The 19,636-nt window shown below is 62.9% G+C and carries 18 protein-coding genes and 1 pseudogene; 13 read left to right on the top strand and 6 right to left on the bottom strand.

What is annotated here, in order from left to right; all coding sequences use genetic code 11:
* Positions 1–34: 34 nt before the first annotated feature.
* Genes PQR27_RS37630 through PQR27_RS37615 form a run of 4 tightly spaced genes read right to left on the bottom strand, consistent with a single transcriptional unit; the run spans position 35 to position 4,213 of the window.
* Positions 35–1,630, bottom strand: a complete 1,596-nt coding sequence (locus PQR27_RS37630; RefSeq protein ID WP_408528735.1) for an acyl-CoA carboxylase subunit beta — start codon at positions 1,628–1,630, stop codon at positions 35–37.
* Positions 1,627–3,204, bottom strand: a complete 1,578-nt coding sequence (locus tag PQR27_RS37625; RefSeq protein ID WP_408528734.1) for a class I adenylate-forming enzyme family protein — start codon at positions 3,202–3,204, stop codon at positions 1,627–1,629. The genes PQR27_RS37630 and PQR27_RS37625 overlap by 4 nt, the downstream gene beginning before the upstream one ends.
* On the bottom strand, positions 3,201–3,953 hold the full coding sequence (locus tag PQR27_RS37620; RefSeq protein ID WP_408528733.1) for a GntR family transcriptional regulator: 753 nt from the start codon (positions 3,951–3,953) through the stop codon (positions 3,201–3,203). Before PQR27_RS37620 ends, PQR27_RS37625 begins: the two co-directional genes overlap by 4 nt.
* A gap of 35 nt (positions 3,954–3,988) precedes the next feature.
* Positions 3,989–4,213 (bottom strand): biotin/lipoyl-binding carrier protein, encoded by a 225-nt coding sequence (locus tag PQR27_RS37615; RefSeq protein WP_408528732.1) that lies wholly within the window; start codon positions 4,211–4,213, stop codon positions 3,989–3,991.
* A 148-nt stretch (positions 4,214–4,361) separates the two neighbouring features.
* Here PQR27_RS37615 and accB point away from each other — a divergent pair, with 148 nt between their 5' ends.
* From accB to PQR27_RS37560, 11 genes and pseudogenes are all read left to right on the top strand, one after another.
* Complete coding sequence (gene accB, locus PQR27_RS37610) at positions 4,362–4,859, top strand: acetyl-CoA carboxylase biotin carboxyl carrier protein (protein ID WP_408528731.1); 498 nt, start codon at positions 4,362–4,364, stop codon at positions 4,857–4,859.
* Between the two features lie 2 nt (positions 4,860–4,861).
* Positions 4,862–6,304: an acetyl-CoA carboxylase biotin carboxylase subunit gene (gene accC, locus PQR27_RS37605; protein ID WP_408528730.1), complete on the top strand. Its 1,443-nt coding sequence runs from the start codon at positions 4,862–4,864 to the stop codon at positions 6,302–6,304.
* The gene (locus PQR27_RS37600) at positions 6,301–7,758 is read left to right on the top strand and encodes a hypothetical protein (RefSeq protein WP_408528729.1); all 1,458 of its coding nucleotides are present in this window, start codon (positions 6,301–6,303) and stop codon (positions 7,756–7,758) included. Before accC ends, PQR27_RS37600 begins: the two co-directional genes overlap by 4 nt.
* Positions 7,759–7,762: 4 nt before the next feature.
* Entirely contained in the window at positions 7,763–9,262 is a 1,500-nt protein-coding gene (locus tag PQR27_RS37595; protein ID WP_408528728.1) for a carboxylase, read from the top strand.
* Positions 9,263–9,272: 10 nt separating this feature from the next.
* Entirely contained in the window at positions 9,273–9,704 is a 432-nt protein-coding gene (locus PQR27_RS37590; protein ID WP_408528727.1) for a Zn-ribbon domain-containing OB-fold protein, read from the top strand.
* A 40-nt stretch (positions 9,705–9,744) separates the two neighbouring features.
* Positions 9,745–11,289: an AMP-binding protein gene (locus PQR27_RS37585; RefSeq protein WP_408528726.1), complete on the top strand. Its 1,545-nt coding sequence runs from the start codon at positions 9,745–9,747 to the stop codon at positions 11,287–11,289.
* A gap of 10 nt (positions 11,290–11,299) precedes the next feature.
* Entirely contained in the window at positions 11,300–12,472 is a 1,173-nt protein-coding gene (locus PQR27_RS37580; protein WP_408528725.1) for a thiolase C-terminal domain-containing protein, read from the top strand.
* 341 nt (positions 12,473–12,813) lie between these two features.
* Positions 12,814–13,938 carry a porin gene (locus PQR27_RS37575; protein ID WP_408528724.1) on the top strand — a complete coding sequence of 375 codons (1,125 nt, stop codon included), beginning with the start codon at positions 12,814–12,816 and terminating at the stop codon, positions 13,936–13,938.
* A 155-nt stretch (positions 13,939–14,093) separates the two neighbouring features.
* Positions 14,094–14,225, top strand: coding sequence for a hypothetical protein (locus PQR27_RS37570; RefSeq protein WP_408528723.1), 132 nt, complete (start codon positions 14,094–14,096; stop codon positions 14,223–14,225).
* 18 nt (positions 14,226–14,243) lie between these two features.
* Positions 14,244–14,498 (top strand): Tar ligand binding domain-containing protein, encoded by a 255-nt coding sequence (locus tag PQR27_RS37565; RefSeq protein WP_408528976.1) that lies wholly within the window; start codon positions 14,244–14,246, stop codon positions 14,496–14,498.
* Positions 14,494–15,021, top strand: a pseudogene (locus PQR27_RS37560) (methyl-accepting chemotaxis protein); the annotation flags it as partial. The gene PQR27_RS37565 and the pseudogene PQR27_RS37560, both read left to right, overlap by 5 nt.
* A gap of 21 nt (positions 15,022–15,042) precedes the next feature.
* Here PQR27_RS37560 and PQR27_RS37555 read toward each other — a convergent pair.
* Positions 15,043–15,804: a GntR family transcriptional regulator gene (locus PQR27_RS37555; protein WP_408528722.1), complete on the bottom strand. Its 762-nt coding sequence runs from the start codon at positions 15,802–15,804 to the stop codon at positions 15,043–15,045.
* 485 nt (positions 15,805–16,289) lie between these two features.
* On the opposite strand from PQR27_RS37555, the gene PQR27_RS37550 reads away from it, so the two are divergent.
* Positions 16,290–16,733: a hypothetical protein gene (locus PQR27_RS37550; RefSeq protein ID WP_408528721.1), complete on the top strand. Its 444-nt coding sequence runs from the start codon at positions 16,290–16,292 to the stop codon at positions 16,731–16,733.
* Positions 16,734–17,320: 587 nt separating this feature from the next.
* Here the strand turns inward: PQR27_RS37550 and PQR27_RS37545 are convergent.
* Entirely contained in the window at positions 17,321–17,767 is a 447-nt protein-coding gene (locus PQR27_RS37545) for a VOC family protein (protein ID WP_408528720.1), read from the bottom strand.
* Between the two features lie 386 nt (positions 17,768–18,153).
* Between PQR27_RS37545 and PQR27_RS37540 the strand changes: the two genes are divergently transcribed.
* Positions 18,154–19,371 carry an NAD(P)/FAD-dependent oxidoreductase gene (locus PQR27_RS37540; protein ID WP_408528719.1) on the top strand — a complete coding sequence of 406 codons (1,218 nt, stop codon included), beginning with the start codon at positions 18,154–18,156 and terminating at the stop codon, positions 19,369–19,371.
* Positions 19,372–19,636: the final 265 nt, after the last annotated feature.

The raw sequence follows: 19,636 nt of genomic DNA, 5'->3' as shown, positions 1-19,636 counted from the left end.
ACAGTCGATAGGATTTCATGGCAATTCTCCTCGTTCAGCGCATCGTCCGGCCAACAGGGCCGAGGCGGCGGCTTGTCGCCTGATAAGCATCTTCGACCCAGGCGCACAGCAACGGCCGCGTCGTCGCAGGTTCGATGATGTCGAGCACACCGAAGCGTTCGGCCGTGCGCATGGGCGACGAGATTGCGTGGTAGTGCGCCTCGAGGTCGAGGCGATGCGCGACCGGGTCGGCGGCAGCAGCAATGTCCTGCTTATAGGCCGCCGCGACGCCGCCCTCGACCGGAATCGAACCCCAGCGCGCCGACGGCCACGCATAGCGGTTCGGCAGCGCGGTGCCCGATGGCCCGTGCCACGGGCTCAGCATGGCACCGGCGAGGCCCACGCAGCGCCTCAACACGATTGCCAGCCAGGGCACGCCCGATTGCTCGATCGCATGCATGGCCTGCAATGCGGCTGAAAGCGTGCCTTCGCGTTCGGCGTCGGGACCGGTCATGACGCCCGGCTGATCGGCCAGATTGATGATGGGCAAGTGGAAGGTGTCGCACAGGTCGACGAAGCGCGCCATTTTCAAGGCTGCAGCGCGCGTCAGCGCACCGCCCATCACCATGGGATTATTCGTCATCACGCCCACCGCGTGGCCGTTCAGACGCGCTAGGCAGGTGATGGTCGAGCCGCCGAAGTCGGGCGACATCTCGAAGATCGACCCCTCGTCGAAGATCGCCTTCAGGATCTTGCGGGGCTGGAAGATCTTGCGCCTGTCGGCTGGGATCGCCCGATTGAGCCATTCGTCGCAGCGATCGACCGGATCCTCGCAAGCCACGCGGGGCGGCAGTTCCCACACGTTGCTGGGGAGATAAGAAAGAAAGCGCCGTGTGACCCGCAATGCTTCTTCTTCGCTATCGACGGCGAGGCTCACCGCGCCGCTGAAGCGATGCATCGCGTCGTAGCCACCGAGCCCCTCCTTGTCGATATCGAGGCCCAGCGCCTGCTTCACGACGGGTGGGCCGCCGGCGAATACCTGACTCTTGCCGCGAATCATGACGGAAAGATGCGCCGAGCCGACGCGCACGGCACCGAGGCCTGCGCAGGCGCCCAGTGCGATGCCCACTACCGGCACTGCGCCAAGCAGTTGCGTCATCGGCAGCATGGCGTAGCCGGGAATCTTGGTATGGCCGAGCTTGTCGAGTAGCTTGACACTGCCGCCGGCGCTATCAACCATGCGCACGATCGGAAGTTTGTATTCCCAGGCGTAGCGGTCGGCATAGATCCACTTCTCCGACACGGAACCTTCGGATGAGCCGGCGCGGATCGTGAAATCGTCAGCTGCGACTACGGTTCGCCGGGCATCGATCCTGCCAATGCCGACAACAGCGTTACTGGGCGTGAAATGCTCCCGCTTGCGATCCGCACCGTATTTGACGGCACCCGCCAGCACGCCGATCTCGGCGAAGCTGCCGGCATCGAGCAGGTGATCGATGCGCTCGCGCGCCGTGAGCTTGCCTTGAGCGTGATGGCGCGCCACCTGCTCTTCTCCGCCCAGCTCGTGCGCGATCGCGCGACGCTGTGCCAGTTCGTTCAGGTCCTCGGTCCACTCGCCCGCTGTGGGCTGGGATGGTTGCGTTGTGTTCATTTGGAAGTTACTCCATTGGGACGGCGCGCCAGGTAGGCGTCGCGCAAATCGTTCTTGGTCACTTTGCCGGCGTGATTACGCGGTAGCGCGTCGACAAATTCGATCACACGCGGCTTCTTGTAACCGGCGATTAGCCCTGCGCAATGCTGCGCGAGCGCGTTGGTATCGCTTGTTTTCCCGGGTCGGCGAACGACGAATGCAGCGACCACCTCCCCCCACTCGGCATCCGGCAGGCCGAGCACGGCCACCTCAGCGACGGCCGGATGTGTCTGCAGTGCATCCTCGACTTCACGTGCGTAGACGTTGAAGCCGCCGCTGATCATCATGTCCTTGTTGCGGCCCACGATGTAGAGGAAGCCTTCGTCATCGAAGCTGCCAAGGTCGCCGCTGTAATACCACCCGTCGCGGATCGATTCACGCTCCAGGTCAGGCCGGCGCCAGAACGCGACTTCGCCGATGCCGCGGTGTGCGAGCGCAATCTCGCCCACCTCGCCGGTCGGCAAGGCACGACCATCGGCGTCGCGCACCGTGACGTCGACGTTCATGGCCGGCCGGCCGCACGATTTGATGCGCCCAGAGGGCCGGCCATTCTCCAGATGCTCGTGCGGGTACAGCACGCACAGAGGCTGGACGGCCTCGGTCATGCCGTATTGCTGGCGCAGGATCGGGCCGAGCCGCTCCAACGCCTCGTGCATTGTGCTCGTCGGCGTGGGCGCGGTCCCGTAGTGCACGCGGCGCAACGCTGAGATGTCGGCTGACGGGTCAGCCGCCAGCGCTTCCAGCAGGCGGTTCAGCATCGTCGGTACGACCATCAACTGCGTAATGCGATCCCTCGCGATCTGCGCCAGCACCTCTTCGGCATCGAAGCGGTCGGCCACGATGTTGCGCGCTCCCCGCAGGTAGCACGGCAGCAGGTGCACGCCGGCCGCGTGCGTAAGCGGCCCCACATGGAGCATCGCATCGTCGACACCGAGGCCGTATTCCATTGCGCTGAAATGATTCGCCAGACGCGCCTCGAAGCGTTTAATGCTGTAGGCAACGCCCTTCGGCTGGCCGGTCGTGCCCGACGTGTAGGCGATCCTCAGCAGCAGGTCGTCGGGTACCATGAGTTGCGGAGCCTGGTCTGACGCGCGGGCCAGAAGCGCATCGAACTCGAGTACATCGGCATCACGCCAACCTACTCCGATCACGTGACGCAGTGACGGAACAAGAGATCTGAGCTGCAGCGCCAATTCACGGAATTCAACGCCGACGATCAGCACTGACACCTCCGCGTCATTGAGAATCCCCGCCTGTTCTCGAAGCGTATGACGCGCGTTCAGGGCGACGTAGGTCTGCCCCGCCTTTTCAGCACCGAACTGGCTGTCGATGCTCTCAACCGAATTGTTAAGGAGAGCTGCAAGCCGCTCACCGGGACCGTGGCCGAGCCCGATCAGCGCGTTGGCCAGTTGATTGCTGCGCCGTTCGATCTGCGTATAGCTGAAGCTGCGGTCGCGAAATACGACCGCGGGCCGGTCGCGAAATTGCCCCGCGGCCCACGACAGGGCATACCCTGCGATTCTTTTCGAGTTCATTGAAGAGTCTCCTGTGTCTGGCTGACCGCGTTGCCCGCGTCATGTCGCATGTTGTTCACTTGCAGCTGCCTGATGGCTTCGTGCTGCGACGCGCAAATAAGGTCTTCGACCGCCACGACGGCGGCTTTCAGGTTTGCTGCCTTCAGCGCGTTTTGCATGGTTCGCCAATTGCGTGCCGACTCCTTGCGTCTTGCCGGGGTGGCCAGGCCCAATTGGGTGTAGCGCAATGTCTGGCGCGCTAGCGAGCCGAGGATCTCGGCCAAACGCTCGTTACCGCATGATTCGCGCAGGGTGCGGCTCAGGCGGAATGTGGTGTCGAAGTAGGTGGCGGCTTGATCCGGCTGCTGCGCCAGCGCTTCGAGCGCACAAATGTCCACCTCAATGGCGGTCGCGAGCACGCCCGCCTCCGCAACAGTCAGCCGGCCGATCATGACGCCGGATAACTTGCGCCGGATCTCGAAGATGTCGTTGACTTCCTTGATCGACAACTGCGTGACGCGTGCGCCGCGGTTGGCCAGGATGTGAACGACCGCGTCCCGCTCCAGGATTCGCAACGCTTCACGCACGGGACCTCGGCTGACTTCAAACTTCTCCGCGAGCATCTCCTCGCGGATGCGCTCGCCCGGCGCGTACTCGCCGCTCGCTATGGCCATGAAGACCCTTTCGGCGATCTGTTCCGGCAGAGTCTTCAGTTGACGACCCGCCACTCTGGCGCGCCCTGGCGGCAAGTCCGCCTTCAGGGCGGCCAATGCCCGCGAATCCTCGCCTGAATTTTTTACGGCACTCATTCTTCTTCAAACACCGCTATTTCCTGACCCTCGCGTACCGGCTCGCCCTCGGCGACGAGCAGCTTGACCACCCGTCCCGCTTCGGGCGCGATAACCGGAATTTCCATCTTCATGGATTCGAGAATCATGATTGTGTCGTCAGCCTCGAGCGCAGCGCCCGGCTCCGCCACGATCTTCCACACCGTGCCGGTGATATCGGATCGAATCGTCTCTGTTGTCATGTGAAGTCCCTCAACGTAGCCCGACCCACGTCGGATGCCATACACTATATTCTACATTATGATTGTAGACAATCTTAATGTGATCATGTTTAAATACGCCATGCGCTGACGAAAGGCGCGCACACTTCCGATAACCCGGAGATAAGCTATGACGCTTTCCCATGCCGACGTACGTCGCATCCTCGAGATTCTCGATACCGCCGCAAATCTCGAATCCTTAGACATTACGGTCGGTGAATTCGAGCTTCACGCTCGCAAACCCGGCGCCGTGAGGTCAATACGCCAGCCGGCGACTCAGGCTGCAGTCGTTCGCGCGATTGAGGCGGCGACGCCCGCCGCCGACGCGCCTACGGCCGTGGCCGAAGTCGAGGCGCCGCTGGCAGAAGCGCCCCCGGGCCTGATCGCGGTCAGAGCCCCGATGGTCGGTACCTTTTATTTGCGCCCGAGTCCCGATCAGCCGCCATTCGTTGCAGTGGGCAGCGTGGTGCAGGCAGGCGACACTGTGTGTCTGGTGGAAGTCATGAAGATGTTCAACTCGGTCCAGGCCCATGCAGGCGGCACAGTCGAGCGCATTCTGATCAGCGACGGCAAACCGGTGCAGCACGACCAGATCGTGATGTTGATCAAGCCGGCGCAGGAGGGTTGAATATGAACAGAACTGCCTGCACCCCTGTCGCGACGCGCGACATCCGACGCCTGTTCGTCGCCAACCGCGGCGAGATCGCCGTGCGTGTGATCCGCGCCTGCCGCACCCTGGGTATCGAGACGGTGGTTGGCGTCTCCGAAGCCGACATCGATACGCTCGCCGCCCGGATAGCGGACGATGTGGTCGTGCTCGGGCCGCCGCTCGCCGCAGAAAGTTATCTGCGTGCCGACAGGATCGTCGAGGCGGCGTTGTGCAACGGCTGCGACGCGGTCCACCCCGGATATGGGTTCCTGTCCGAGCGCTCGTCGTTCGTGCGCGCCTGCGTCGACGCCGGGCTCGTGTTCGTCGGCCCGTCCGCAGAAGCCATCGACGCGATGGGCGACAAGATCACAGCAGTGAGCCTCGCCGAAAAGGCCGGGGTGCCGCGCGTGCCGGGCTCGGGCGCACTAACCGATGTCGCGCACGCGCGGCGCGTTGGGGCGCAGATCGGCTATCCGGTGCTCATCAAGGCGACCGCCGGCGGCGGCGGCCGCGGCATGCGAATCGTCAGGGACGAGAGCGAACTCGAATCGCTGATGAGCTCGGCAGCCAACGAAGCGCAGTCCGCATTCGGCGACGCCACGCTGTACATGGAAAAGTTCATTGAACACGCGCGCCACATCGAAATTCAGGTGATGGCCGATTCCCATGGCAACGTCGTCTATCTGGGTGAGCGCGAGTGCTCGACCCAACGTCGCCATCAGAAACTGATCGAAGAAGCGCCGTCACCGGTTGTCGACGAAGCCATGCGCCAAGCCATGGGCGAGTGCGCAGTGAGCCTGACGCGCAACGCCAACTATTGCGGTGCGGGCACGATCGAGTTTGTGGTCGATCAGCGCGACAACCGCTACTTCTTCCTCGAGATGAACACGCGCATCCAGGTCGAACACCCGGTGACGGAGATGGTCACCGGCTTCGATCTGGTCGCAGAGCAGATCCGCGTCGCGGCCGGGCTGCCGATGTCTTTCACGCAGGACGACGTCAAGCTGCAAGGTCATGCGATCGAATGCCGCATCAATGCCGAAGATCCGGAGCGCAACTTCCTGCCGCGCCCAGGGCTGATTTCCCACTGGGAAGTGCCAGACGGCGAAGGCATCCGCGTCGATTCGCACTGCTATTCGGGCTACACCGTGCCCCCTTACTACGATTCACTGCTCGGCAAGCTGATCGTGCATGCGGCCACACGCAAGCAGGCCATCGATCGCATGCGTGAAGCGCTCGCGGGCCTGCGGGTTGAAGGACCGACAACGACTGCCCTGTTCCATGAATCGGTGCTGGCGCACGAGGACTTCCTGAACGGCAACGTCACGACCCGCTGGGTCGAAGAAACCTTCCTGCCGCAGCGCAAGGCCGCGCAGAAAGCCGCGAAGGACGCCGCCAAACGGGCCATCGAGGTGAAGCAATGACGGAAACCTCGCTGCGTTACACCGACGTTAGTCTGACCGACGGCCAGAGCGCGCGTTGGGCGGGCGCCATGACGACGCCGATGATGCTTGCCGTCGCCAGCCGGCTGGCGGCGGCCGGCCCTGCGGCGATCGAGGTCGCCTCGCCGGCCATCCTGCAACAATGCGTGGCGCGTGGCGAAAACCCGTGGCAACGCATCGAACTGCTGCGCGAGCGCTGTCCCGGTGTCGCGCTGCGTGCAGCGGTCGCGTTGCTGACAGAACACGGTAAGCGCGGCATCGACGTGATTTCGACCGAAGTTGCCACGCTGTGGCTGCCCGAACTGGCGCAGCGCGGCGTGTCCGAGATCGTGCTGATCGACCCGCTGGTGGTGATCGAACGCATTGCACCGGCGTTGAAGGCAGCCCGGGCGCTCGGCCTGACAACCATCGCCGCACTGCCGTTCACGCAGGAATCGACGCGTAGCGACACCGACTTACGCACACAGGCCGCAGCCCTCGTACACGCCGGCGCCGAGCGCGTGATGCTCCGCGACGAAGCCGGTTTGCTGACCGTCGACCGGCTGGCCACGTTGCTCCCCGCGCTGCGCGCCGGGCTCGGTGCCACACCGCTCGATTTGCACCTACGCTGTCAGACCGCGCTCGGCCCGATGGTCGCGCTCGAGGCGGTACGGCTCGGCGTCAATGGGCTCGACACCGCGTTCGCGCCGCTGGCCAACGGCGCGTCCGTGCCGGCGCTCGGCACGCTGCTCAAGTCGCTGCGCTTGCTGACCTTGGGAGCACCGGTCAGCGATCAGGGGCTCCACGCCATCGGCGAGGCCAACCGGCTGCTCGCCGAGTTTGCCGATCGCCACGGCTTTGGGCCGGCCCGCGCCTGGGTATTCGACCTCGCGCCGTACGTGCACCAGTTGCCGGGGGAAGTGGCTGTGGACTTCATGCAGCAATTGACGGCGCTGGGGTTGCAGCACAAGTTGCACGCTTTCGCCGATGAGTGCGCTCGTGTGCGCAACGACGTCGGCGCGCCGCCGATGCTGGCGCCCTTTGCGCGGCCGATTGCCGAACAGGCGCTGCTGCATCTGCAGGGTATGCCCCACTACGCCGAGCTCCGGCCCGGCGTGCGTCGCGCCTTGCAGCAAGTCTACGGCGTGACGCCAGGCGGCGTCGACGCGCGGCTGGCGCAACGCGTCGGCGCGCTGCCGAAGGCGCCTGCAACGTCGCTTGCCGCACTGCACGCAGCACACCCCGAAGCAAGCGACGCCGCGCTCGTCGTGGCACAGACCTGTGGTGTGGCGCCCGAAGCGCTGCCCGCTCCGGCTTGCACGGAAGCGTTGCGCTACGTCTCTACATCGCCGGCGGATGCACTCCTTGCCGGGCTCACCGCCCGTGCCGCGCGTTATGCGCAGCTCGAAGTGCGTGGCCCCGGCGTGTCGATCCAACTCCAAGGCATCGAGGGCTGACGCCATGCTCGAATACCTGAAACAACTCGTTGCGGCTGAAACGGCACGCACCGGCAAGCGCCGTACGATCCACCTCACCGACGACACGCTGCGCGACGGGCAACAGTGCCTCTGGGCCACCCGCATGCGCACCGAGCACATGCTACCGATCGCCGAGCGCATGGACCGGGCCGGCTTCGTCTCTCTACAGGCAATCGCGCTGGTCCAGTTCGACGCAAGTGTGCTGTTCCTGAACCAGGATCCTTTCGAGCGCATTCGCCTGCTGCGCGAGCGGATGACGCGCACGCCACTGCGCGCGGCGATCCGCAGCAACCTGATGCGCGGCTTCTTTCCGGTGGCCGACGACATCACCGACCTCTTCGTCGAGCGCCAGATCGCGAACGGCATCCGCGAAATCGGCGTCTTCGATGCGCTGATGTGCAATGACAACCTCGCGTCGAGCATCGGCACGGCGCGCCGGCTCGGGGCCGACGTGACGCTGCTGCTCGGCTACAACATCGCGCCCGGCTATGACGACGCCCTGTACGCGAGCAAGGCGCGCGAAGCGGTGGAGCGTTTCGGCGTTCATACCGTCGCGCTCGCCGATGCGGCCGGCATCCTGACGATAGAACGCGTTCGCACACTCATACCGGCAATCAAGCAGGCGATCGGCGAAAAGCGACTGGAATTCAATACCCATTGCCTCACCGGTCTCGGGCCGTTGCTCGCGATCGAGGCGGCCGTGCACGGCGCGGACAGCATCCTGACAGCCGTCGATCCGATGGCCAATGGCAATTCGCTGCCGGCCAGCCAGATGATTGCGCGCAACCTGCGCGAGATCGGCTTCGATGTGGTGGTCGACGATGCCCTTCTCGACGAGGTGGGCGACTACCTCGGCGCGTCGGCAGAACGCGAAGGCCATCCGGTCGGTGTGCCGGCCGAATACGAGCCGAGCCACTACATCACCCAGTACGCGGGCGGCGCGATGAGCAACCTGGAATCGCAACTCAAGCTCGCCGGCATCGCCGACAAGCTGCCTGCAGTGCTGGAAGAGATCGGCCGGGTGCGCGTCGAGCTCGGCTCACCGATCATGGTCACGCCTTATCCTGCGATCGTCGCGGCACAGGCGGTGATGAACGTTCTGAACAACGAGCGCTACAAGGTCGTCCCGGACGAAGTGAAAAAGTACGTCTGCGGCTATTTCGGCGCATTGCCGCTGCCGGTCGACGGCAACGTGAAGGACCGGGTCATTGCCAACGGCTCAAAGGATGTGACCCTGACGCCGCCTGTCATCGAACCTGTGTTGCCGGGGTTGCGCCAACGCTACAAAAATATCGGCGACGACGAACTGCTGCTGCGATACATGTACGGCGACGAGAAGATTAACGGCCTGACGCCGACGTCGACGGGCGACAGCTTCAGCGTCCACCACCCTGTCGTCGATCTCGTGGCGGGCCTGGCAACGCGCCCGCGCAAGACGCAGGTGCAGGTGTCGGGTAGCGGCTTCTCGCTGAGCGCGAATTGAGGAGAATCTGATGAACTCATCCCCTTTGCGCCCCCAACCGGTGCCCACTGCCGAGACCGAGCGGTACTGGCAGGCGGCCCGCGAAAACCGGCTCGATATCCAGTATTGCCGCGCATGCGCCCGGCACCAGTTCTACCCACGCCGTTTCTGTACTCAATGCCTGTCCGACGAAATCGAATGGGTACAGGCGAATGGCCGCGGGCGAGTCTATACCTACACGGTGTGCCATGTCGCCGGACATCCAGCCTTCGAATCGCGTGTCCCTTATGCAATCGCCATGATCGAACTCGATGAGGGCGTGCGCATGCTGGCAGGCATCGTCGATTCGGACATGGAACGCCTGGCCGTCGGCGCACCGGTGCAGGTCTGCTTCGAACGCATCAGCGACGAATTCGCACTGCCGATGTTCCGGCTCACGGGTGGCGATTCGCCGGGCGCATGAGAACGCCCGCGCCCACCCCATTTCCGATACCGGAGACAACATGATCATTGATTCTTTCGACGCCGGTGCCTCGGCATTTCCAGACCGCATCTTCGTCCAGGGCGGCGACCTGAATCTCAGCTACCGTGAAGCGGCCGATGCATCGCACGCGGTCGCCGCCGCTCTGGTGCGCGATGTGCAACCGGGCGCTCACGTCGCCGTGCTCTCGCCCAACCATCCCATGGTGTTGCCGGCAATGCTGGGCGTAATGCGCAGCGGCGCGGTCTTCGTACCGCTAAACGCACGGGACGCGATTGAGGACATCATCTGGTTCGCCGGATTCTGCGACGTCGCGGTGTTGATCTGCCACGAGCAGTATGCGCCGCATCTCGAACGCCTGAAGCGCGAGATTCCATCGCTCAAGCGCATCATCGGGCTGACGAAACCGCTGGAACAGGACGGCCACTGCATCGCGCAATGGGCGAACGACTTTGCCGGTCAACGAGCCACCGTGCGGCGCGAAGCCGACGACATTGCGATCATCAAATCGTCTGGCGGCACCACGGGGCGCCCGAAGGCGATCATGCAGAGCCACAGATCGCTTGAGACGGCATACAGGACCGCTAACCAGTTCATGCCACCGCGCAAGGATCCGGTACATCTTGTCGTCGCGCCACTCACGCATGCCGCGGGCGCGACGATGGTCGCGTTGGCACGCATTGGCGCGCGCAACGTGATCGCCCCATCGGCCGACCCGAGCGTGATTCTGGAGACGATCGAGCGCGAGCGTGTGACGCACATCTTCCTGCCGCCCACGATGATTTACCGCCTGCTCGCGCATCCTGATGTCGCAACACGAGACTGCTCCTCGCTGGAGTACGTGATGTACGGCGCCGCGCCAATGTCTGTCGACAAGCTCCGCGAGGGGCTTGCCCGGTGGGGTCAGGTCTTCATGCAGACCTACGGCCAGTCGGAAGTGCCCGGGGTCATTACCTGCCTGTCGCGCAAGGACCACTTCGTGCACAACGACCCTGAGCTCGACAAGCATCTCGCCTCCGCCGGTCGCCCGTCCGGCGCATGCGAGGTGGCGCTGATGGACGACGCCGGGAATATCGTGGCCACCGGTGAACGCGGAGAGATCGTGGCTCGCGGCGACCTGGTCTCGCCCGGCTATTACAACAACCCGGACGCAACCGCCGAGGCCCGCGCCTTCGGCTGGCATCACACCGGCGATATCGGCGTGTTCGACGAGAACGGCTATCTGTATGTGGTCGACCGAAAAAAGGACATGGTCATCTCCGGCGGATTCAACATTTATCCGAGCGAGATCGAACAGGTGATCTGGGGACATCCCGCAGTGCAGGACTGTGCTGTAGTCGGCGTGCCCGACGCCGACTGGGGTGAACGCCTGACCGCCGTGATCGAACTCAAACCTGGGAACAGCGTCACGGCCGACGAGATTCTCGATCTGTGTCGAAAGCGTTTCGGCAGCCTGAAGACACCCAAGCACGTCGAGTTCTGGTCCGCACTGCCCCGCAGTCAGGTCGGCAAAGTATTGAAGAAGGATGTGCGCGCGCAGCTTACGGACGCGGCGACGTCGACCTGAAAGGACAGACATGGACCCGAAAGAACTGAGCGGTCGCTACGCGATCGCAGGCGTCGGCGAGACGGGTATGGGCAAAGCTCAGCCTGGCGACACGGCGCTATCGCTGCAATGCGAAGCCGCGCGGCAGGCAATTCTGGACGCGGGATTGAAACCCACCGACATCGACGCGGTATTCGCCCACTGGGACGATCGCGCGGCCGGACTGCTAGTGACGGAGTACATGGGACTTAAGCCGCGCTATGTCGACAGCACGGTCGTGGGTGGGCAATCGAACCTGACCCACATCGTTCACGCGATGGCTGCGATGGAGGCAGGTCTCTGCGACGTGGCGTTGATCACCTATGGCAGCACACAGCGCCTGGACCGGAGCCGCGTGCGAGGAGGCATGGCGCAGGACGCCCGCATGCCGAACGGCCAGTTCGTGCTTCCGTACGGCATGCTGAGCCCGATCGGCTTTTACGCGATGCAGGCGCGCCTGCACATGCAGCGTTACGGCACGCGAGCGGAGGATCTGGGCGAAGTCGTGCTGGCGGCAAGGCGTTGGGCACAGCTGAATCCGAACGCGGTCGCCCATGCGCCGCTGACGATGGCAGATTACCTGGCCTCACCACTGATCGCCGACCCACTGCGCAAGCTCGACATCTGCCAGGTTACCGACAGCGCCGGCGCTATGGTGCTGGTACGGGCCGAACGCGCGCGCGACCTGCGCCGACCGCCCGTCCTGGTGCAAGGCTTTGCCGACCGCTATCTCCATCACGCCACGCCATTCGGCACCGACGACTGGATCGACAACGGCGTGCTCGCCGAATTGGGTCAACTGGCGCTGGACCGCGCCAGGCTGACCCGTTCGGAGATCGACATCGTGCAGATCTACGATGCGTTCTCGATCAACGTGCTGACCGGCCTTGAGGAATTGGGCTTCTGCGAGCGCGGCGAGAGTAGCGCCTTCGTACAAGGCGGACGGATTGCGCCGGATGGCGCGTTTCCGATGAATACCTCAGGAGGCGGCCTGTCCTTCAATCACGGCGGCATGTTCGGCATGCCGCTGACGATCGAGTCGGTGCGTCAACTGCGCGGTGATTGCGGCGAACGCCAGATACCAGGTGCGCGCAACTGTCTGGTGCAGGCGGGGGGGCTGGTGATGTCAGCGTACATGGTCATGGTTCTGGGCGCTGCGGACTAGCTTCGCGAGGTGAAGCCGACGTGCCAGGTTCGGGCTCCTTTCATCGATCTGACGTTCGACTCTCCGCGGGAGCCGATCGAGATCTGAACTAAGGGTGATCAAGCGGTTCGGCGGGAGGATACGTCGCGCGATTCGTCTTTGCCGGTCTGCTGCCAGACGACGAATCGCCTGGCGGGCACGTAGGCGACAACTTGTAGTTGCATTAGAAGCTGCGCAACAAAAAGTAGTACTAATTTTTAAAAAACGTTTGGCATGGGATCCAGCACGCCCGCGGGTATCACGCTGCAAACATGGATCGGGGTGGTTGTCGTTTAGTTAAAGCAATACACAAAGGAGACGAAATGAAGTTGAAATGGGTAACTGTGGCCGCGATGGCTACATTCGGAAGTTCGGCGTATGCGCAGTCTTCGGTGACGCTGTATGGCGTCCTGGATGCGGGTCTGATGTATCAGAGCACCTCGGCAGCCTCGTTCAGCCCGACGGCGAAAGACCTGGGCCATGTGTATCGCTACAAGGACGGCGGCATCTACTCGAGCGTCTGGGGGATGAAGGGCACTGAGGACATCGGCGGCGGCTACTCTGTCAACTTCAGGCTGCAGAACTCGTTCGACAGTGGGACGGGCAAGTTCGCCCTGTCCGATACGCCTGGCGTCGGGGCGATCTTCAATCAGGTCGCGAGCGTTGGGGTGTCCGGCCCGTTCGGTTCAGTCAACGCGGGCCGCCAGATCGTGCCGATGGCCTATGCAATGGCGGAAACCGACGTTCGATCGGGCCAGTACTTCGGCAGTATCCTGACCGCCTGGATCGGTATGAACACGGCTGCTGGCTGGCCCGGCACCAGCACCAACGGGTCAATCGGCGCGCTGTACGACAGCAATGCGCTCGTCTATCAGTCGCCAAGCTTCGCCGGCGTTAGCGCCGCGCTCGAATACGCGCCAGGCGGCGTCGCCGGAAGCTTCCAGGGCGGCACGCGCGAGTCGGCAGTGTTGAAGTACTCGAACTACGGCCTGAAGCTATCGGCGGTGTATTACAACGGCCACGACACGAACCCTGGTCCGACGACCGTGCCCACCGGGCTCGACAACAACCGGTTCTGGTATCTGGGCGCGCTCTACACGATCAAGGGTTTCTCCGTTTCAGCGTCGTACAGCAACGGCAAGAATCCCGCGCACTCGAACCTGGTCAACCTCGACCTGTATTCGTTTGGGCTCGGCTATCGGTTCACGCCGGCCTTCGAGATCACCAGCGGAGTCTACTACCTGCACGACCGGAACAATTCCGCTACCAAGTCCACTGAGGTCGCAGCCGGAGCCGACTACAGCCTTTCCAAAGCCACGCTGGTTTATGCTCAGGTGGGTTACGTGAACAACAAAGGCAATGCGACCACGACCATCGGCTATGGCGCACCCGTGGCGCCGGGCATGGGCACCACTGCAGTCATGCTGGGAATGCGCCACTCTTTCTGATTGATCCTGAAACCGGCTCACATACCCTTTGTGTGCGAGCCGGTGTTTACCGAATGACACCTGGTACGGCGCGCCGTCAAACCTTCAGGAATGAATCTCAGGAGAAAGGACCACTTGCCGCGTCTCACCGACCTTGACACGCGCCATTCGATACCATGTTCAAGAACCTTACCATACGCGCCGGGCTCAGCATCACGATTGTGATCTGCACGCTGGTCGTGCTTGCCTCGATCACGACGGCCCATGTCGGCGTTCACCGCCGCGACGTCGAACTAGAAGAGATATAAAGCAAGGACACGGTCGCGCTGGTCGACCTCAGAACCGGCGTCGAGCGCCTGTTGCAGACACGGCTTGCACTCGGCGAGGCGGAAACGGATGGGCGCCTCGGTGATGATCCCGCGCCGGTCCTGGCGAAGGCTCGCAAGCTGCTCGGCGATAGCGCGGCACGGCTGACGCCGCTTCTGGCAAGACAGCCGGCAGACGACAACGAACGCGCGCTGTCCGATGCATTGCGGCGAAAGTACGAAGCGCTCGTGACCGACGTCATTGGAGGGCATTGAGATGATGGGCGGCATTTCGGCAAGCTCCGGGCAGATTTCGAAGATCATTGTCGTCATTGAGAGCATTGCGTTCCAGACCAACATGCTCGCGTTGAATGCTTCGGTCGAAGCCGCGATGGCCGGCAGCGAAGGACGCGGCTTCGCGGTCGTGGCGGCCGAAGTGAGGAATCTTGCGCAGCGCTCGGCGACCGCCGCGCATGAAATCAAGCAGCTGATCACCGACTCCGCGTCCAGAGTGGAGAGCGGCAACGAACTTGCCGCTCACGCCGGAGCCACGATCAACGACGTCGTGCTCGCGGTGAAACAGGTCACCGACATCATGGCCGAGATCAGCGGGGCGTCCGATCAGCAATCGGCTGGCATCGAGCAGGTCAATCGCGCGATCGTGCAAATGGACGAGGTGACGCAACAGAACGCAGCGCTTGTCGAACAGGCGGCAGCAGCCTCGTCGCTCGAGCAGCAGGCGTGCCGGCTCGAAGACGCTGTCGCGGCGTTCCGTGTTCGTGCTGCGGCGGAGCAGTAGCCGCGACAGGCGCCCGCCGTTTCAGGCGCCGCCGGCGCGCGCCTCGGTAGCAGCCTGACGCGCCTCGAGCTGCTTGACAGCCTCCCGATGCGATTCCTCGACCAGCTTTTCAACCCCCTCGGCCGCCGCTTCCAGATTGCCCGCCTTCAGGGCCTTTTGCATGGCTCGCCAGGTACGTGCCGACTCCTTGCGCCGTGCCGGCGTGGCCAGGCCGAGCTGGGTATAACGCAGTGTCTGGCGCGCCAGGGAATCCAGAATCTCGGCCAGACGCTCGTTGCTGCAAGCGTCGCGCAGCATGGTGCTGAGGCGGAAGGTGGTCTCGATGTACGCGGTTACCTCGCCCTGATCGGGTGCCAGCGTTTCAAGCGCACGGATGTCCGTGTCGATGGTTGCTGCCAGCAGCGCCGCCTCCTCGACGGTCAGCCGACCAACCAGGACGCCGGCCAACTTGCGGCGAACCTCAAAGATATCGCTGACCTCCCGGATCGAAAGCTGGGTGACGTGCGCGCCGCGGTTAGGCAGTATCTGGACCACCGAATCCCTCTCGAGAATCCGTAAAGCTTCGCGTATCGGCCCGCGGCTGACCTCGAACTGCTCGGCCAGTTTCTCTTCGCGGATGCGCTCGCCAGGTTCGTAATCGCCGTTCGCGATGTCCGTAAAGATGCGCTCGGCGATCTGCTCCGGCAGCGTTTTCAGATGGCGGCTGGCCGACCCGGTGCGCGCTGACGGCGCTGCCGCCTTTCTCCCGGACAAGCCTTGTGGCCCCGTCTCTGGATGTTTCATGGCACTCATACCTCTTGACAGCTTGCAATTTTCCGGCGCTCGCTCGCCGGGGCACCGGTGATCCCGTTCAAATCATGTCAGTTGTCGGGTCCAAATAACCCGAAATTGACAATGCTCGCAAATTATTATTGTAAACAAACTCAATGTAAGCGCGAGATTAGACCACAAAATAGGGTCCTGTGCCGCCCATGCCACCTTCGTTCGCAGGACCGGAAAGCGGCGCGATCGTCGAGGCGTGAGCGAAAAATCACGGAAATACGTGAGAGGAAATACCCCGTTATGTCTTGTACGTCGTTAGAGAAATGCCGGGTCATTCCCCGCGTGCAGCCGACCCGTTTCTGCCGGTCGACGTGGGGTCCCCTCGCCAGCGGCCGGGTAACCCCAGCGTGCGAAGTCACGCTTCACCGCGCCGCGTCCTGCGAGATTGACCACCCCAGCAACCGCAAACAGAACCGCTACGATCGTCGCGAGAATCGATTCGAAAGATGCACTACTCCACGCCATGGTCATGCTCCGTTGCTTTGCTGAAAGTGCTTCTGTGCAGAGAGGTCCGCAATCAGACCGGGGCCGTGGGGTTCCCACCCAAGAACTCGCCGGGCATGCTGGCCGCTTACGGTCTGGTCGAGCGCCAGTGCGTCAGCAAATGGCCCAAGCAATTTGCGAGCATCGTCGAGCGGCCAAAATTCGACGCGGTCGACGCCGACCGAGCCCCGAATCGCTTCACCCATTTCGGCAACGGCAACGGCATCTTCCGCGACCACGTTAAAGATCTGTCCCACGATTCGACCTTCCCCACTGGCCGCCCGCTCCATCGCGCTCAGGTAGGCCGTGGCGAGATCATCGACGTGAACGACAGGCCAGTGGTTGCGACCATCGCCGACGATCGTCCACCTTCGTCAACGCAGGCTCGAGTGGGCTGTCGCTCATGACCTTAATGTCGGCTGCTTGAACTGTCGCTGCGAACATGGCAATGAGCCGGCCAGGAAGGTGCTCAGGCTGATGCGCTTAAGTTTTGCGTTCATGGATTCTGCGCCCTATTGACGAACGCCCGGCGTTGGGCGTTGGGCGTTGGGCGTTGGCCGTTGGGCGTTGGCCAGGACGCATAGAAGTTCTGCAAAGGATTCACTTGCACAACCCGTAGTCTTCCTCCATAGCTGATCGAGCCAAAACCCAGCATTTGCAAAGCGCTACAGCCACACTCCGCGCATCGCGTTCGGGAATACGGCATATGGTGTGCGACCGGCATCACGTAACGAGATCAAGCCTACCGGCCAGTAACGCAGCCGTGTAAAAGCGGAGACCTTAAAATCGCGCGCGATAGATGCTCAATTTCGGCGTTTGTCCCCGAGGCCAGGTGGTCAGGGCCTATTGATTTTTGGTGCACGGCAAGCGTACTCCGGCGGTAAGCTGGCTGGCAAACCCATGGGCGTTCGGCGAATGTCGGGACGTGGAGCAGCGCTCCGAATTTCTTTTGCGGGGGAAGCGGCCCGTCGCTAACGTCCGCTCGATGGAGGGGTTAGGCGCCATGCCCGAGCTCTTGAGCGAGCCCGATGAGGATTCCTTCGGGGCCTCGGATGTAGCAGAGCCGATACATGTTTTGGTACTGGGTCACTTTGCCGACGAGTTCCGCGCCACGTTTACCGAGACGGGCGAGCGTATCGTCGATGTCCTCCACGGTAAACATGACGCGTAGGTAACCAAGGGCATTCACCGGGGTGCGACGGTGATCGGCGACCACAGGTGGCGCAAGGAATCGGGATATCTCGAGCCGGCTGTGACCGTCCGGCGTACGCATCATGGCAATTTCGACGCGCATGCCGCGCAATCCAGCGACGCCATCTGCCCAGTCGCCTTCGATTGGGGCGCGCCCCTCGAGCTCAAGGCCGAGTTCGGCAAAAAACTCAATGGCGGCATCGATGTCTTCAACCACGATGCCGACGTTGTCCATACGCTTCACCGTCATGATGTCTCCTTGGCGCTTAGCTGAAGCGTCGATCGTAACGCTGCCGACCTGAGCTACCGCTCAAGCTCAGGGGTATCCGCGCGAGGAGCTACGCGAGAGATTCAGACCACACCAGGGGCACAGGATAGCTGCTATTCGCGATCGTCCGCTCGTGGCCGCGTGCTGCCTCATACAATCGGTATATGCAGCTTTAACCTCGCCAGGCTTCGATCAGCAGCACGCGACCCACTTCTGCCGTTGAACGTTACACGGGATGAAGGGCAGCTTTCGATGTCCAAGCATCATCCTTAAAGTCGCGGCCTTCCCCAGTCCCGCTACTGAGGCATATCATAGTTGAAATGCCCCGATTGACAGGTCGACTGGCGCGACCAGCAGGAGAAGCACTGATGGCCGAATCCGCGGATGTGATCGTGATTGGCTCCGGGGGACTTGGAGCGGCCACAGCGTATTACCTGGCTAAACGTGGCACCCACCGCATCGCGCTTCTCGAGCGGCACGAAATCGGTTCACAGACTTCTCCGCGAGCGGCTGGCATGGTCAGTTGCTTGCGCAAGAATGACTTGATGATCAACTTGATCACGTCGGCGGCAAGCAAGATCAGGCGATTCTCTGCGGACACCGGCCAGCCTCTGGATTGGGTGCAGTCGGGTAGTCTGAAGGTTGCGCGCCGCCCGCAAGATGCCGAGGTCATTCAGGAAGACATCCTGCGCGGCCGGCGCCACGGCCTGGACGTGGAGGAGCTTTCCCTGAACGCGGCCCACCGGCTCAACCCGTTTCTTGAAACAATGGGAGTAGCGGCGGTGATGCGCATCGGCGACGACATGTATTTCAATCCCACCCAACTGGCCGTCGGCTTCGCTCGTGCGGCACAGGCGCGCGGTGCGGAAGTACTGCCGAAGACTACGGTCACGCGCGTCCTGATCGAGGATGACGAGGTCGCGGGTGTCGATACCACGCGCGGTCGCATGCGCGCCGCGGTTGTCGTCGATGCAGCCGGCGCCTGGACACGACAAGTGGCCGAAGCCAGCGGAATTCGTGTTCCCCTTATCCCGACAGCGCAGCAATTGTTCGTCACCGAGCCGGTGCCCGGTTCCCGACCAGAATTGCCGATGGTCCGGATCATGGACGCTGCCGTCTATATGCGGCCCTGTGATGGCGGTTTTCTCTGGGGGGTCTACGAGGACAACCCGACGTTCTTCGACATGAACGACTTCGACACCAACTTCGACATCAAGGATCTGTCGCTTGATGCGGGGGTGCTCTGGCACTACGGTCGCGACGTCGAGGCTCAACTTCCCGTCCTTCTCAAGGCAGCGGTGCGTGAGCATCGCGGGGGGCTGCCAACGATGACTGCAGATGGGCAGCACATTGTCGGGCCAGTGTCGGCAATTCGCGGATTCTACTTTGCGAGCGGCTGCAATGTCGCGGGCCTGTCCATTGCCCCGGCACTGGGCGAAGCGCTTGCCACCTGGATCATCGACGGCGCGCCTCCAATTGACCTGACGCCTCTTTCGGCCAGCAGATTTGGCACCGGGCCATGGCCAGACGATGAGTTGAAGAAGCAGGCATCGTGGCAGTACCGTCATTTCTACGGTGCGAGATAACCCCGCCGTCGACGTATTCCCCCGTGGCCGTTTCGGAGGCGAGCGACTGTCTTAGGTCGAGCCGAATGGCCACTCTTGGCGACGACACGACTGACATGACGCGCACGAAAGTCCCCGATCTGGGCGGAGCCGACGTTCGAACGTCCGGGTGAAAGCGTGGGCCAACGTCCGTAGTTGGCTGCGACGCGTCGGACGCGGCTACCGGTCTGACGTCCGAAACGGCAGCTCGTCCGCCGAGTCGCTTCGCCACGCCTGCGTCGAAGCG

The organism is Paraburkholderia fungorum, assembly GCF_046027215.1.
Classification (GTDB): Bacteria; Pseudomonadota; Gammaproteobacteria; order Burkholderiales; family Burkholderiaceae; genus Paraburkholderia; species Paraburkholderia fungorum_D.
Note: the sequence above shows the minus strand (reverse complement) of the source record. Positions and strands in the feature narration are given on the sequence as shown.

Bases quoted from the DNA above. Each gene is read 5' to 3' on its own strand.
- PQR27_RS37540 (WP_408528719.1), top strand. From the start codon at position 18,154: ATGGCCGAATCCGCGGATGTGATCGTGATTGGCTCCGGGGGACTTGGA.
- PQR27_RS37575 (WP_408528724.1), top strand. From the start codon at position 12,814: ATGAAGTTGAAATGGGTAACTGTGGCCGCGATGGCTACATTCGGAAGT.
- accC (WP_408528730.1), top strand. From the start codon at position 4,862: ATGAACAGAACTGCCTGCACCCCTGTCGCGACGCGCGACATCCGACGC.
- PQR27_RS37625 (WP_408528734.1), bottom strand. From the start codon at position 3,204: ATGAACTCGAAAAGAATCGCAGGGTATGCCCTGTCGTGGGCCGCGGGG.
- PQR27_RS37585 (WP_408528726.1), top strand. From the start codon at position 9,745: ATGATCATTGATTCTTTCGACGCCGGTGCCTCGGCATTTCCAGACCGC.
- PQR27_RS37545 (WP_408528720.1), bottom strand. From the start codon at position 17,767: ATGACGGTGAAGCGTATGGACAACGTCGGCATCGTGGTTGAAGACATC.
- PQR27_RS37630 (WP_408528735.1), bottom strand. From the start codon at position 1,630: ATGAACACAACGCAACCATCCCAGCCCACAGCGGGCGAGTGGACCGAG.
- PQR27_RS37595 (WP_408528728.1), top strand. From the start codon at position 7,763: ATGCTCGAATACCTGAAACAACTCGTTGCGGCTGAAACGGCACGCACC.
- PQR27_RS37615 (WP_408528732.1), bottom strand. From the start codon at position 4,213: ATGACAACAGAGACGATTCGATCCGATATCACCGGCACGGTGTGGAAG.
- PQR27_RS37555 (WP_408528722.1), bottom strand. From the start codon at position 15,804: ATGAAACATCCAGAGACGGGGCCACAAGGCTTGTCCGGGAGAAAGGCG.
- PQR27_RS37590 (WP_408528727.1), top strand. From the start codon at position 9,273: ATGAACTCATCCCCTTTGCGCCCCCAACCGGTGCCCACTGCCGAGACC.
- PQR27_RS37580 (WP_408528725.1), top strand. From the start codon at position 11,300: ATGGACCCGAAAGAACTGAGCGGTCGCTACGCGATCGCAGGCGTCGGC.
- PQR27_RS37550 (WP_408528721.1), top strand. From the start codon at position 16,290: ATGCACTACTCCACGCCATGGTCATGCTCCGTTGCTTTGCTGAAAGTG.
- PQR27_RS37600 (WP_408528729.1), top strand. From the start codon at position 6,301: ATGACGGAAACCTCGCTGCGTTACACCGACGTTAGTCTGACCGACGGC.
- PQR27_RS37570 (WP_408528723.1), top strand. From the start codon at position 14,094: ATGTTCAAGAACCTTACCATACGCGCCGGGCTCAGCATCACGATTGTG.
- accB (WP_408528731.1), top strand. From the start codon at position 4,362: ATGACGCTTTCCCATGCCGACGTACGTCGCATCCTCGAGATTCTCGAT.